11 protein-coding genes are annotated in these 13563 nt (G+C 62.8%); 10 read left to right on the top strand and 1 reads right to left on the bottom strand.

The annotated features are described in order from the left end of the window. Positions 1 to 260: 260 nt before the first annotated feature. From ACHHRT_RS06875 to ACHHRT_RS06865, 3 genes are read left to right on the top strand one after another with little or no spacing between them, the layout of a single operon-like run. Positions 261 to 2051, top strand: a complete 1791-nt coding sequence (locus ACHHRT_RS06875) for a flagellar hook-length control protein FliK (protein ID WP_395499014.1) — start codon at positions 261 to 263, stop codon at positions 2049 to 2051. 54 nt (positions 2052 to 2105) lie between these two features. Beyond that, a complete protein-coding gene (locus ACHHRT_RS06870; protein WP_395499013.1) occupies positions 2106 to 2831 on the top strand; it encodes a flagellar hook assembly protein FlgD in 726 nt (241 codons plus the stop codon). Between the two features lie 44 nt (positions 2832 to 2875). Continuing rightward, on the top strand, positions 2876 to 5641 hold the full coding sequence (locus tag ACHHRT_RS06865; protein WP_395499012.1) for a flagellar hook-basal body complex protein: 2766 nt from the start codon (positions 2876 to 2878) through the stop codon (positions 5639 to 5641). 95 nt (positions 5642 to 5736) lie between these two features. Here ACHHRT_RS06865 and ACHHRT_RS06860 read toward each other — a convergent pair whose 3' ends face one another. Continuing rightward, complete coding sequence (locus ACHHRT_RS06860) at positions 5737 to 6495, bottom strand: ATP-binding protein (RefSeq protein ID WP_395499011.1); 759 nt, start codon at positions 6493 to 6495, stop codon at positions 5737 to 5739. Positions 6496 to 6635: 140 nt separating this feature from the next. Between ACHHRT_RS06860 and ileS the strand changes: the two genes are divergently transcribed. The 7 genes from ileS to rimM all read left to right on the top strand — a co-directional run bounded on the left by ileS (position 6636) and on the right by rimM (position 13563). Beyond that, positions 6636 to 9485, top strand: a complete 2850-nt coding sequence (gene ileS, locus ACHHRT_RS06855) for an isoleucine--tRNA ligase (protein ID WP_395499010.1) — start codon at positions 6636 to 6638, stop codon at positions 9483 to 9485. Between the two features lie 53 nt (positions 9486 to 9538). Beyond that, positions 9539 to 10030, top strand: coding sequence for a signal peptidase II (gene lspA, locus ACHHRT_RS06850; protein WP_395499009.1), 492 nt, complete (start codon positions 9539 to 9541; stop codon positions 10028 to 10030). Positions 10031 to 10040: 10 nt separating this feature from the next. Beyond that, the gene (gene fabD / locus ACHHRT_RS06845) at positions 10041 to 10973 is read left to right on the top strand and encodes an ACP S-malonyltransferase (RefSeq protein WP_395499008.1); all 933 of its coding nucleotides are present in this window, start codon (positions 10041 to 10043) and stop codon (positions 10971 to 10973) included. A 127-nt stretch (positions 10974 to 11100) separates the two neighbouring features. Further along, complete coding sequence (gene ffh / locus ACHHRT_RS06840; protein ID WP_395499007.1) at positions 11101 to 12468, top strand: signal recognition particle protein; 1368 nt, start codon at positions 11101 to 11103, stop codon at positions 12466 to 12468. Between the two features lie 41 nt (positions 12469 to 12509). Continuing rightward, a complete protein-coding gene (gene rpsP / locus ACHHRT_RS06835; protein ID WP_395499006.1) occupies positions 12510 to 12755 on the top strand; it encodes a 30S ribosomal protein S16 in 246 nt (81 codons plus the stop codon). Positions 12756 to 12763: 8 nt separating this feature from the next. Then, entirely contained in the window at positions 12764 to 12991 is a 228-nt protein-coding gene (locus ACHHRT_RS06830) for a KH domain-containing protein (RefSeq protein ID WP_395499005.1), read from the top strand. An 11-nt stretch (positions 12992 to 13002) separates the two neighbouring features. After that, positions 13003 to 13563 carry a ribosome maturation factor RimM gene (gene rimM, locus ACHHRT_RS06825; protein WP_395499004.1) on the top strand — a complete coding sequence of 187 codons (561 nt, stop codon included), beginning with the start codon at positions 13003 to 13005 and terminating at the stop codon, positions 13561 to 13563.

The raw sequence follows: 13563 nt of genomic DNA, 5'->3' as shown, positions 1-13563 counted from the left end.
GCTAAGCCTCCCTCGCCGGAAACTGTTCCGGCCGCCAGCCCGGCCCGTGGCGCTGGGCAAAATCGTCCCACCTCTTTTTCCCCTCGCCTTTATTGCCCACCTGAGCGGCCCCAGAGGCCGGTTTTCTCTTTTTGTCACGCTATTAATTCCTTGTTTTTGTGTTGTAATTTTTTTTAAGGCGCATTGGCACGACAGTTGCTTAAGGGGCTGGGCAAGAGTTGTTTTGCCCCCGGCAACCATAAACAAGGAGTGAACAGACCGTGGAAACCTTGATGATCCCCTTGCAGATCGCCGAAGGCCCCGAGCTCGGCTCCCGCTCCCGGAGCGGCCGCGCCGGAGATGAGTCCTTTGCCGGCCACCTGGAGAACCGCCTGGTCGAACGCCGCCGCAGTGAAAACGCCTTGGGGGCGGGCCGAGCAGAGGCCCGGGCCGACGGGCGTGACCGGGCCGGCCGGGAGGTGGCGCGGAGCGAGCGGGAGAAAGGTGGTTCGCCGGCTGAAATAACCGCTCTGCTGGGGGAATTTCTGGGGCTGATCAGGGAGCAGGCTCGGGATCCGCAAAATGGTCCCGGGGCCTGGCGGGTCGTCATTGATGATCCTTCCCAGCTGGCCGCCCTGGCGGCCCGGGCGGGGATGGATCAGGCCGATACCACCGCCCTGTTGACCAGCCTGGAGCAAAATCAGGGGGGTTTCGAGATGGGCGAGTTTCTGGCCCGTTTCTCCCGCCATTTTCTGAATATGGATCACGAAGCTCCGGTGTTGGTGCCGGAAACCGACCTGCCTTATCTCCAGTTGATCCTCGCGCGGCTGGGGGTGCCGGGGGAGGAGGTTGAGCGATTGGGCGAGCAGGCGGTGCGCGGTGATAATACCCTCAACCTGGTGGCCTTCCTCCAAGGGCTGGAGGGGCTCAACCCCCAGGATTTCGATCTCCAGGCCGGTGGCCTCAGTTTAACCGGTTGGGATGCGGAGCAGTTGCTGGTGGTGCTGGACGCGGCCGGGGTTTCCCGGGCCTTGCAGCGGGAACTGCTGCCCGAACTCCACGCCCCCTGGGAGCAGCCCCAACGCCCCAATCTGCCGTTGGAACTGGACCTGAGCCGCTTTCGCGAACTGCTGGCCAAAGGGCTGGCGGAGGTGCAGGGTGGTCGGCCCCAGGCCGAGATCCCCGAGTTTCTGGCCCAGCTCAAGGAGATTTTTACCCGGGCGGATTTTGCCGAACAGCGGGTGGGCTGGAGTCCGGCGGTGCAGGGGGCGGTGGAGAAGATTTACGGCCAGCTCCTGGAGAGCGTTGATCTGGCCGCCGTCAGGGTTGAGCGGGTGGGGCCGGTGGTTTCGCTTAAGGAGGAGCTGCGGCTTGAGGAAAAATTTGCCGAGCCGGGCAAAGATGTCCTGGCCGCCGGCCGAATGGTGGAGCGGGCCGTGGCCCAGGTCGGTCTTCTCGCCGATGGTGAAGCCGAGCTTAACGGAGAAGCTTTTTCCGGGCGCCATTTTCTCAGCGAATTGCGGGAGCATGGCCGGGGTGGCGAGGCACTGCCGGCCACTGATGCCGGCAGTGCCGATAATCCGCGGGCTGAGGCCCTGCGCGCCCTGGCCGGTTCTCCTCGTTTTAGTTCCCAATTGGAACAGCAGATCTTCAACCGGATCAGCAGCGGAGTGACCGCCGGGCTCCAGCGCAACGAGCATCATCTGGTTATGCACCTCTATCCCCGGGAACTGGGTGAGGTGCGGGTGGAGATGTTGGTTCGCGACAACCAGGTCTCCCTCTCCTTTGCCATGGAAAACAGCAAGGTCAAGGAGGTGTTGGAGCGGCACATGGATCTCTTCCGGGAGAGTCTGGAGCGGCGGGGCTTTCAGCTTGGCGAGTGCATGGTTTCCGTGGATCAGCAGGGCCGGGATGAGTCCGGCGAGGCCTGGCAGCGTTTTGTCTCCGCCTGGACCAACCAGCGGGGGGGCGGCATGGTGCGTCGGGAAAATCTGGCCGAAGTGCCGGAGAGCGTGCTCTATCACCGCCCCAACGGTTCGGGTCGGGAGCAGGGTGTCGATCTTTTTGCTTAAGGGAGGGGGATGGCTATGACCGCAATAAGTTCCAGTATGGGATCGGGAGTACCGATGGCCGACGCGCCCAATCTGTTCGAGCCGGTGGGTAAGAGCAGCCTGGATCGGGCCGACTTCATGACCCTGTTCATCACCCAGTTGCAGTATCAGGACCCGATGAAGCCCATGGACAGTTACGAGATGGCCTCCCAGTTGGCCCAGTTCTCGACCATGGAAGCCACCATGCAGATGAGCGACAATATGGAGAAGTTGCTCAACTACCAGGTGTCGCAGAACAACCTGCAGCTTTTAAGTCTGATCGGCAAGAATATTGAAACCTTCGGCAACGAGATCGGGGTCACCGGCGGCGAGGTGGCCAAGACCAGCTACGTCCTGGAAGAGGCCTCGGCCTTCACCATGGTTTATATCTACAACAGTGCCGGGCACCTGGTGCGGACCTACGACATGGGCTACCAGGATGCCGGTCGCCAAACCCTGGCCTGGGACGGCAAGGATAACAGCGGCCAGCTGGTTGAAGACGGGCTCTACATCTATAAGGTGGACGCCCTGGCCGCCGATGGCGGTCAGATCGGGGTGGAAACCAGGGCCTCGGGCAAGGTGACCGGCCTGGAGTTTGAGTCGGGGCGGGCCGCCATCACGGTCAGCGGTCATGCCATTAAATATGTAGCTGATATTATTCAGGTTTACGATTCCGGCACCAGGGCCTCCACCGATGAGCCCTTGCCGGGCTCCGGTGGTGAGGAGCAGGATGCGGAAGCGGAGCCGGAATACCAGGGATAACTGAAAATTAAAGTGGGTAGTGCCATTAAACGGGAGGAATCACCATGAGTCTGTCGAGTTCACTTTACGCCGGCATCAGCGGTTTGAGCACCATGGGCAACGGGATGAGCGTGCTTGGTGACAACGTGGCCAACGTCAACACCATCGCCTTCAAGTCCAGCCGTTCAACCTTCCAGGATGTGCTTTCCCAGTCGGTGGCCACCGCCGCCGGCAGCGCCCAGGTCGGCCGCGGCGTCACCCTGACCACGGTGGATGGCCTCTTTGCCCAGGGCTCCTTCGAGTCCACCTCCACCCCCACCGATCTGGCCATCGGCGGTGAGGGCTTCTTCATGCTCCGGGCCTCCGACAGCGCCGAGGCCGACATGTACACCCGGGCCGGTGAGTTCCGGTTCAACACCCAGGGTTATCTCACCAGCCCGGCCGGGCATTTCGTCCAGGGTTGGAGTGTCGACGCGGTTACCGGCCAGATCCAGGGAACCATCGGCGATATCAACCTGGGCCGGGCCACCCCGCCGGTGGCCACCGAAAGGATCGATCTGATCGTCAACGTCGATTCCCGCACCCCCCGGGAAACCACGGAGCAGCGGCTCTTTGACGCCTGGAACGGCACCAACATGGCCGCGGTCAATCCCACCTCGCCCATTGACGCGGCCAATTTCGAGTACACCACCGCCATCAAGGTCTACGATTCCAAGGGGGCGGCCCATGATGTCACCATCTATTTCGATCGCACCACCCAGGACAACCAGTATGAGTTTCTGGTCACCTGCGATCCCGCCTCCGACCTGCGGACTCTCGATGAGCGGGAGCAGGTGATCTACGCCCCCAACGAGCGCTACAACTATGAACAGCACAAGGGGGCGGGGGCCCTGATGTATGGGGTTATCGATTTCAACACCTCCGGGGCCATCACCGGGATCAGCGCCTGGGAGGTGCCGCCGGACGGCAAGGTCGATCCGGCTCAGAACACCAACCGGATCGTCCTGGACCCCACCGACAACTACTACAGCTTCGGGGCCAACTTCACCGGGGCGGCCGAAAACCAGATGATCGAGCTTAACTTCGGCGCCCGCTATTCCGGGCAGACCACCAACCTGGCCCAGATTCTGGTGACCAACAACGGGGCCTACTCCGACGCCAACGCCACCAATTACATCACCCGGGAGACCCTCTGGCAGGATGTTTACGATGTCAACGGTAACCGGATGACCGGCGGCGACCGGATCACCGTGGCCGGCTACGATAATGGCGGTTACTACCGGGAGTACACCTATAACGTCAGCGGTAACGAGCGGGTGGGGATCTTTCTGGAGAATCTGGGCAATCAGTTCGGGGCCACCGCCACCATCGACGCCGAGGGCCGGATCCGGATCACCGACAACTCTCCCGGCTTCTCCGGCCTGGCCATCACCAGTTTCGATGTCTTCTCCGCCAATGAGGCGGACCCCTTTGGCGGCGGCAGTCGGGTGGAGAATGTCACCGCCCTTAGCGCCGCCCCCCTGGTCAGTGGGGATGGAACCCCCATCACCGCCGTTACCACACTTTTGGACGGCGTCGGCAGCTATGACGGGGCCGATCCCCCGGGGTGGACCGGCCTGGGGGTTGGCGGCCAGATTGGGTTCGGGGGGTTTGATACCGGCGATAACCCGGTGGCCGCGACTTTTACCGAGGGGGTCGATGGAACCACGGTAGCCGATCTGCTCAACTTTATGGTCGGTATTTACGGGGTCAATCCGGGGGATGTCACCGCGGTGCTGGACAGCAGCGGTCGCCTGCGGCTGCTCGATAACACCCTGGGGGGAGACCTGCGCCCGGAGATCACCAGTTTCGCCGGCTCCACCGATCCTCTGATTGTCGATGATTTCAACCTGCTCAGCGCCAATGTCGGTGGAATGATCAATGTGACCACCACCAAGCTCGAGCTGATTGCTCCGGCCCAGGCCTTCAGCACCGACAGCGGCCAGCCGCCGGTGATCACCGCCGGCACCACCTGGGATTCGGTCTATGACGCCGCCGGCAACTCCATCGGCGCCGGGCTGCTCAGTTTTGCCGGCACCGATCGCAACGGCACCACCGTGACCGGCTCCTACACCATCAACCTGGCCGAAGACCCGCCCCATACCGTGCAGAACCTGCTTGACGAGATCGCCGAGGCCTTCAATGCCGACGTCTTTATCGACCGGGCCGGCCGCCTGATCATCCGTGACCGGATCTCCGACGGCCCCGGTGAGGATGAGAAGAGCCAGCTCAGCTTCAGCATCACCAGCTACCCCGGGGCCGAGGTTTTCGGGCCGACGGGGGAGAGGTTCACCGTCATTCCCGGCTCCCTGGAAGAGGATGGCAGCCGGATGGGCACCGTGGCCAGCCGCAACTTTGAAACCGAGGCGATGAGCACCACCCAGTACGCCAACAGCTCCACCACCATCTATCAGGATCAGGACGGTTTTGCCGCCGGTTTCCTCCAGTCGGTCTCGGTGGATACCGCCGGGATCATCACCGGCAACTACTCCAACGGCCAGGTTCTGATGCGGGCCCAGGTGGCCCTGGCCAACTTCGCCAACCTGCAGGGACTGCACAAGGTGGGCGGCAATATTTTCCGGACCACCACCGCCTCCGGCGCCCCGGTTACCGGTCAGCCCGGCACCAACGGTCTGGGCTCGATCTCGCCCAACTCCCTGGAGCAGTCCAACGTCGATCTCGGCACCGAGTTCGTCAAGCTGATCACCACCCAGCGCGGTTTCCAGGCCAACTCCAAGATCATCACCACCACCGACGAGATGCTCAACGACCTGATCAATATCAAGCGTTAAGCAAGATCAAGGCGCGGCAGTAAAAAAGGCCCGACCGGGATAAACCCCGGTCGGGCCTTTTGGCTTTTTTGCTGAAGTTGTGGCGGGGCGACCGCCTACTCCAGGATCTTGTCGAAGATGGCAAAGGCGGCGGTCAGCACCGGTTCGTCGGCCGGCAGTTCCAGGTAGGAGCGACCGGCCAGCTCCCAGTCGGCCAGGCTTTCGCTTTGGGGCAGCAGGCCGGCCAGGGTCAGGCCGCTCTTGCTCACCGCCTCCTCGATCCGGTTGTGGAGGGGTTGGCCGGCTCCCTCGGGCACTCGATTGACCACCAGATACTTGGCCTTGGTCTCCACTCCCAAAGGGCCGGTGAGGGCGGCGATCCGTTCGGCGGTCATGATCCCCCGGGCCGAGGGGTCGGAGACCACCAGCAGCAGGTCGATCACCCGCAGATTCATCCGGCTCAGGTGTTCCATTCCCGCCTCGTTGTCCACCAGGATGTACTGGTAGTTACCGGCCAGGTGCTCCATGGTCATGGCCAGATACTGGTTGGCCGAGCAGTAGCAGCCCGGACCGTCGGGCTGGCCCATGCTCAACAGGTCGAACCCCCTGGCCTCCACCAGGGCCTGGTGGAGCTTCATCTCCATATACTGGTCACGGGTGATGTTGGGCGGCAGTTCGCTCTTCATCTCCTTGCGGATCTGGCCGATGGTCAGCTCCACCGCCAGCCCCAGCAGTTCATTGAGGTTGGCGTTGGCGTCGGCATCGACCGCCAGCACCGGAGTTTTGCCCCGGTTCAGCAGATAGTTGATCAGCAGGGCGGAAACGGTGGTCTTGCCGACTCCGCCCTTGCCGGCCATGGCGATTACTTTAGGCATTTTTTCACGCTCCCGTGATGACTTCTTCTCTTTGCAAAGCTGGCACAAGCTGGTATCTTAGCCAATTTCGTTGCGTTCTTCACCGATATTTTTGCTTTTTATCCCCAGCGGAGAGCCCTTCCACAGTTGGAGTTCTGATTATGGATTACCGTTCCACCCTCAATCTGCCCCAGACCGATTTCAAGATGAAGGCCAACCTGGCCCAGCGGGAGCCGGAGATGCTTAAGCAGTGGGAGGAGGCCGGCCTCTACCAAACCATCCAGCAGGCCTCCGCCGGCCGGCCCCTCTATATCCTCCACGACGGCCCCCCTTACGCCAACGGCCATCTTCACATGGGCCACGCCTTAAACAAGATTTTGAAGGATATCATCCTCAAGTCCAAGCGGATGGCCGGTTACCACTGCCCCTATGTGCCGGGCTGGGACTGCCACGGCCTGCCCATTGAACTCAATGTGGACAAGGAGTTGGGGAGCAAAAAGGCGGAGATCGACAAGCTGGCCTTCCGCGAGGCTTGCCGCCGTTACGCCGATCAGTGGGTCGAGACCCAGCGGGAGGAGTTCAAGCGTCTGGGGGTTCTGGCCGACTGGCAGCGGCCCTATCTGACCATCGACTACCGGTATGAAGCGGCGATTGCCCGTGAGTTCAACAAGTTCCTGCTCAACGGGACCATCAGCCGCAGCCGCAAGCCCGTCCACTGGTGCGCCTCCTGCAACACCGCCCTGGCCGAGGCCGAGGTGGAGTATGCCGATCATACCTCCCCCTCGATATACGTGAAATTCCCCTTGGCAAACGAGGCCGCAGCTTTCTTGCTGGGAAAATATCCGGACTTGGCAAATTTGAAAGGTAAACGCGGGGCAACGCCGCAAGATGCGACGTTGCCCCGCGTATACCTGGTGATCTGGACCACCACCCCCTGGACCCTGCCCGCCAACGTGGCGGTGGCCCTGCACCCGGATTTCGACTATGCCGCCCTTGAACTCGCCGGAGAAGTGCTGATAATGGCGGCGGAACTGGTGGAGCAGGTGGCGGCTGAATGCGCTTTCAGCGGGCACCGGCTGCTGGGCCGTTTTCCGGCCGCGGCCCTCTTGGGTCAGAGCTGCCGCCATCCCTTGCTGGAGCGGGATTCGCTGATCATCGCCGCCGACTATGTCACCCTGGAGAGCGGCTCCGGCTGCGTTCATACCGCCCCGGGCCACGGCCGGGAGGACTACCTGAGCGGCCTCAAGCATGGTCTGCCGGTGCTCTCCCCGGTGGATGATCGTGGTCATTTCACCGCCGAAGCCGGGCCCTATGCCGGGATGTTCATCATGAAGGGCAATAAGCAGATCGTTGCCGATCTCCAGGAACGCGGAGCCCTGCTGGGGGAACGCAAGATCAGCCACAGCTATCCCCACTGCTGGCGTTGCAAAAAACCGGTGATCTTCCGGGCCACCGAACAGTGGTTCATCGGGATGGACCAGACCACTCCCAGCCTGCGGGAGAAGGCCCTGGCCGCCATCAACGAAGTTGAATGGATCCCCCGCTGGGGTCGGGAGCGGATCCAGGGAATGGTGGCCGGGCGGCCCGACTGGTGCCTCTCCCGCCAGCGGGCCTGGGGGGTTCCCCTTACCGCCGTCTGGTGCAAGGCTTGCGGCAAGGTACTCAACGACGAGAAGATCGCCGCCACCATCAGCGAAATTTTCAGCCGGGAAGGGGCCGATGCCTGGTTTGCCCGGCCGCTTGCTGATTTCATCGGCCCCGACGCCCGGTGTGCCTGCGGTTCTGCCGAGCTGGTCCGGGAGGAGGATATCCTGGATGTCTGGTTCGATTCCGGGGTCAGCTACGCGGCGGTGCTGGAGGAGCGGGAGGAGCTGCAGAGTCCCGCCGATCTTTACCTGGAAGGCAGCGATCAGCATCGGGGCTGGTTCCAGAGCGCCCTGCTGGCGGCGGTGGGCACCCGGGGGGTTGCTCCCTACAAGGCGGTGTTGACCCACGGCTTCGTGGTGGACGGCCAGGGCAAGAAGATGTCCAAGAGCATCGGTAACGTGATCGCCCCCGCCGAGATCATCAAGCAGCATGGGGCGGAGATTCTGCGCCTCTGGGCGGCCTCCGAGGATTACCGCGATGACATCCGGATTTCGGGAAATATCCTCACCCAGCTGGCCGACGCCTATCGCAAGATCCGCAACACCGTTCGCTTTATGCTGGGCAATCTCTACGACTTTGAGCCCGCCGTCCATAATCGCTCCGAAGCGGAGATGGGCGAGCTGGATCGTTGGATCCTGGCCCGTTTTGAGCAGCTGCGGGAGCGCACCCTGGATAACTATCAGAAATTCGAGTTTCACCAGCTTTATCACGGCCTCTATAATTTTTGCACCGTCAGTCTCAGCGCCCTCTATCTCGATATCGTCAAGGACCGGCTCTACACCCTGCCCGCCGACGATCCCCGGCGACGGGACGCCCAGACCGTGCTGTACCAGCTCAGCGATGGGTTGTTGCGGCTGATGGCGCCGATCCTCTCCTTTCTGGCCGCCGAGGCCTGGGAGTACCTGCCAGGCGATCCCCGGCGGGAGTCCTCGGTCTTTCTGGCCAGTTTTCCGGCGCCCCGCCCGGAAAGGGTGGCCGACCGAGAGCTCTTGGCCCGCTGGGAGAAAATCCTCCAGGTTCGCTCCGAATTGACCCGGGCCCTGGAGATCGCCCGGCGCGACAAGGTGATCGGCCACTCCCTGGACGCCGAGGTCCGATTGACGGCCGGCGGTGAGTGGGGTGAATTTATCGCCGCCAACTGGCAGCTCCTGCAGGAGGTCACCATGGTCTCGGTCATGGCCCTGGATGAACAGGCGGCGGCCGGGGCCTATCAGGGCGAGGAGATCGCCGCCCTGCAGATCACGGTGCGGCCGGCCGACCGGGAAAAGTGTGAACGTTGCTGGAATCGGGCCCCCGGGGTCGGCGACCACCCCAATCACCCCACCATCTGCGACCGCTGTGCCCGGGCGGTGGGGGCGGCGTGAAACGTCGTGCCCCTATAAAAGCCGGTTCCGGCGCCGCCGTCGGCGGGTGGAGGGTGCACCGGGGACCGCTGAGCTGTCTGCTGCTGCTGGTGGTGCTGGACCAGGCGAGCAAGTGGTGGATCAAGGCCAGCTTCGTCCTTTATGAGAGCCGGGAGGTTATTCCCGGCCTCTTCAGCCTGGTTTACTACACCAACACCGGGGCGGCCTTCGGCCTGCTGGCCGGGGAGTCCACCATGGTTCGCCGGCTCTTTTTCGTCGGGGTGGCCCTGGCGGCCCTGGTCCTGCTGGGCCTGCTCTACCGTCAGGTACGCCAGTCCGCGCCCCTGTACCTTTACTCCCTGGCCCTGATCGCCTCGGGCGCCATCGGCAACCTGATCGACCGGGTTCGTTTCGGCCAGGTTACCGATTTTCTCGATTTTTACTGGCGGGGCTATCATTGGCCCGCCTTCAACATCGCCGACAGCGCCATCACCATGGGGGTGGCGCTGTTTCTGCTGGCCTCCTGGCGTCAGCCACCGGCCGGCAAGATTGATTTAAAGTCCTAGGAGAATTTCGATGAGCGATTCCGCCAAAACCGCGATCATTTTCCCCGGCCAGGGCTCCCAGTATGTCGGCATGGGCCGGGGCTTTCTGGAGCAGGATTCCGCGGCCCGGGAGCTGCTGGCCCGGGCCGAAAAGCTCAGCGGGCTGCCCCTGGCGAGGCTTTGCCTGGAGGGCCCGCTGGAGGAGCTGACCCGGACCCTTAACCTGCAACCGGCCCTGACGGTCATCAACCTGATCTGTCTTAAGGCCGTGCAAAAAGCCGGGGTTCGGGCCGACTATTATGCCGGCCACAGCCTGGGGGAGTATTCCGCCCTGGCGGCCGCCGGGGTCCTCAGTTTTGATGACACCATCCGGCTGGTCACCGAGCGCGGCCGTCTGATGGAACGGGAGGCGGCCCGGAACCCCGGGGCCATGGCGGCGGTGGTTAAACTGGATTTCCCGGCGGTGGCGGCAATCGTGGCCGCTGCGGCGCCCAAAGGTCGAATCACCATCGCCAACCATAACTCCGCCGCCCAGATCGTGATCTCCGGCGATACCCCGGCGGTTGAGGCGGCGTCGGCCCTGGCCAAGGAGCAGGGCGGCAAGGCCATAGCCCTGCCGGTGAGCGGGGCCTGGCACAGTGAGTTGATCGCCGGGGCCGTCCCGGACTTCAGCAAGATCATGGCCGCCACCCCCTTCAACCCCCCGGCCACGCCGATCTTTTTTAATGTCACCGCCGCCCCGGAGACCGATCCGGGGGAGATTCGTGCCATCATGGCCCGCCAGATCGCCGCCACCGTTCGCTGGTACGAAATCATTGAAAATCTGCGGGCCGCCGGGGTGGGCACCTTCGTCGAGGTCGGTCCCAAAACGGTACTCTCCGGCCTGCTGAAAAAGATCATCCCCGCCGATTACCCCTGTGAGATTCGGCAGGTGGACAGTCCGGAAACCCTGGCCGCCGGTTAACCGTTTTGGCGCTTGACATTATTGGGGCTTGCAAGTATTGTTGCCCGTTTTCCGGTCTGCGTCCGGAGTTGTTTTTTTCTCCTTTGGCGTTCCGGCAAAAATATATATAAAAAACAAGGTATTAAGTATGTTTGACAATCTTTCCGACCGCTTGCAGGATGTCTTCAAAAAGCTGCGCGGCCATGGCACCCTGAATGAGGAGAATATTCAGGAGGCGATGCGGGAGGTGCGGCTTGCCCTGTTGGAAGCCGATGTCAACTTCCAGGTGGTCAAGGATTTCGTTGCCGCTGTAACCGAGAAGGCGGTGGGGCAGGAGGTTCTGAGAAGTCTGGCTCCCGGCCAGCAGGTGGTCAAGATAGTCCACCAGGAGCTGGTGGAGTTGCTGGGCGGCAGCAATGTCGAATTGGACCTGGGTGGCCGCAAGCCGGTGGTGATCATGCTGGTGGGCCTGCAGGGCTCCGGTAAAACCACCTCGGCGGGCAAGCTGGCCAAACGGCTGCAAAAGGATGGCAAGAAACCCTATCTGGTGCCGGCCGATGTTTACCGGCCCGCCGCCATCGAGCAGTTGCGGGTGTTGGCCGGGACCCTGCAGGTTCCGGTGCACCCCTCGCAAACCGAGCAGGATCCGGTGGAGATCTGCCGCCAGGCCCTCGGCCGGGCCGGCGAGCTGGGTTGCGATACCATGATCATCGATACCGCCGGTCGTCTCCACGTCGATCAGACCCTGATGGAGGAGCTGGGCCGGATCAAGGTGACCCTGCAACCCGCCGAGATCCTGCTGGTGGTGGATGCCATGACCGGCCAGGACGCGGTGGCGGTGGCGGACAAGTTCCACCACGATCTCTCCCTGAGCGGGGTGATCCTGACCAAGCTGGACGGCGACGCCCGGGGCGGGGCTGCCCTCTCGATCAAAAAGGCCACCGGCCGGCCGATCAAGTTCGTCGGCCTGGGGGAGGGGCTTGACGCCCTGGAACCCTTCCATCCCGACCGGATGGCCTCGCGCATTCTGGGGATGGGCGATGTCCTGACCCTGATCGAAAAGGCTGAAAGCGCCATCGATCGGGACAAAGCCGAGGACCTGGCGCAAAAGATCCGCCAGGACGGCTTTACCCTGGAGGATTTTCTCGATCAGATCAAGCAGGTCCGCAAGATGGGCAGCCTGGAGCAGATCATGGGGATGATCCCGGGGATGAGTCGCTTCAAGAAGATGCAGGATATTCCCAAGCCCGATGAGCGGGAACTGGGCAAGGTGGAGGCGGTGATCAACTCGATGACCGCCAAGGAACGGCGCAACCACGCGATCATCAACGCGTCGCGCCGGGCCCGGATCGCCAGGGGCAGCGGCACCCAGGTCCAGGATGTCAACAAGGTGATTAAAAGTTACACCGAGATGCTTAAGTTGATGAAGAAATTCCGCGGCAAACCCGGCGGTCTGGGTGGCCTGGTGGGCGGCGGCAAGAAAAGGCGTAAACGGCCCAAAGGGCTGGCTAGATAGCGGTAAGCACGATTATCCCCTTTATTTGGAGGAGTGACAAGATGGCAGTACACATTCGCCTGACCCGGATGGGCAGGAAAAAGAAGCCCTTTTACCGGATTGTGGTGGCGGATTCCGAGGCCAAACGCGATGGTCGTTTTCTGGAAGTGGTCGGCACTTACGACCCCATGCAGGAGCCCGCGTTGGTAAACGTCAAACAGGACCGGGTGGCGGATTGGCTGGCCCGGGGCGCCAAGCCCACCGACACCGTGCGCAGCCTGCTGAAGGGCGCTCCGGCGGCTGAGTAGGCTTGGCCATGCGGGAGTTGGTAGCTTTCGTCGCTGCCGGCCTGGTGGATAAGCCCGAGGCGGTGGCGGTCAGCGCCGGCGAAGAGGATGACACCTTGCTGCTGGAACTGCGGGTCGCCAACGAAGACTTGGGCAAGGTGATCGGCCGCCAGGGTCGAACCGTCCGGGCCCTGCGCACTGTGCTCGGCGCCGTGGCCCCGGATCAGCGGCAAATCCGCCTGGAAATCGTGGAATAGCGGGCCGGCCGTTGAAAATTCACGCTACCGGCGCCTTGCGGGCCGGGCTGGTGGAGATCGGCAAGATCGTCAAGCCGCAGGGGATCAAGGGAGAGTTGAAGGTGATGCCCCTGGCCGGTGGCCCCCTGGCCCTCAAGGATTACCGGCAGCTCTTTCTGTTGGCTGGTGCCGATGGCGGGTTTCGGGCCTATGAGCTGCTGGCCAGCCGGGGCAGCGGGGAAGCGGTGATTGTCCGCCTGGCCGGAGTTGATGATCGCAATGGGGCGGAAACCCTGCGGGGTGCCTTGGTGGCGGTTGAGGTCGGTCAGTTGCCGCCGTTGCCGGCCGGAGAGGTTTACTGGTACCAGTTGTCGGGCTTGGTCGCCAAGGATGGCGATGGCCGGGAGATCGGCAGGGTCAGCGACCTGCTGCCCACCGCCGCTCGGCCCATTCTGGTGATTAGTGGTGGGGACGGGCGGGAAATCCTGGTGCCGGTCCACGAAGAGTTTATGCGCTGGCAGGCCGCCACCGCCGCCGAGGAAGCATTTCTCCTGCTGACCCCGCCGCCGGGCTTGCTGGAGCTCAACGGTTGA

Source organism: Desulfurivibrio modestus, assembly GCF_044068625.1.
GTDB lineage: Bacteria > Desulfobacterota > Desulfobulbia > Desulfobulbales > Desulfurivibrionaceae > Desulfurivibrio.
The sequence above is the reverse complement of the archived record's forward strand: the minus strand, read 5'-3'. Positions and strand labels throughout refer to the sequence as shown.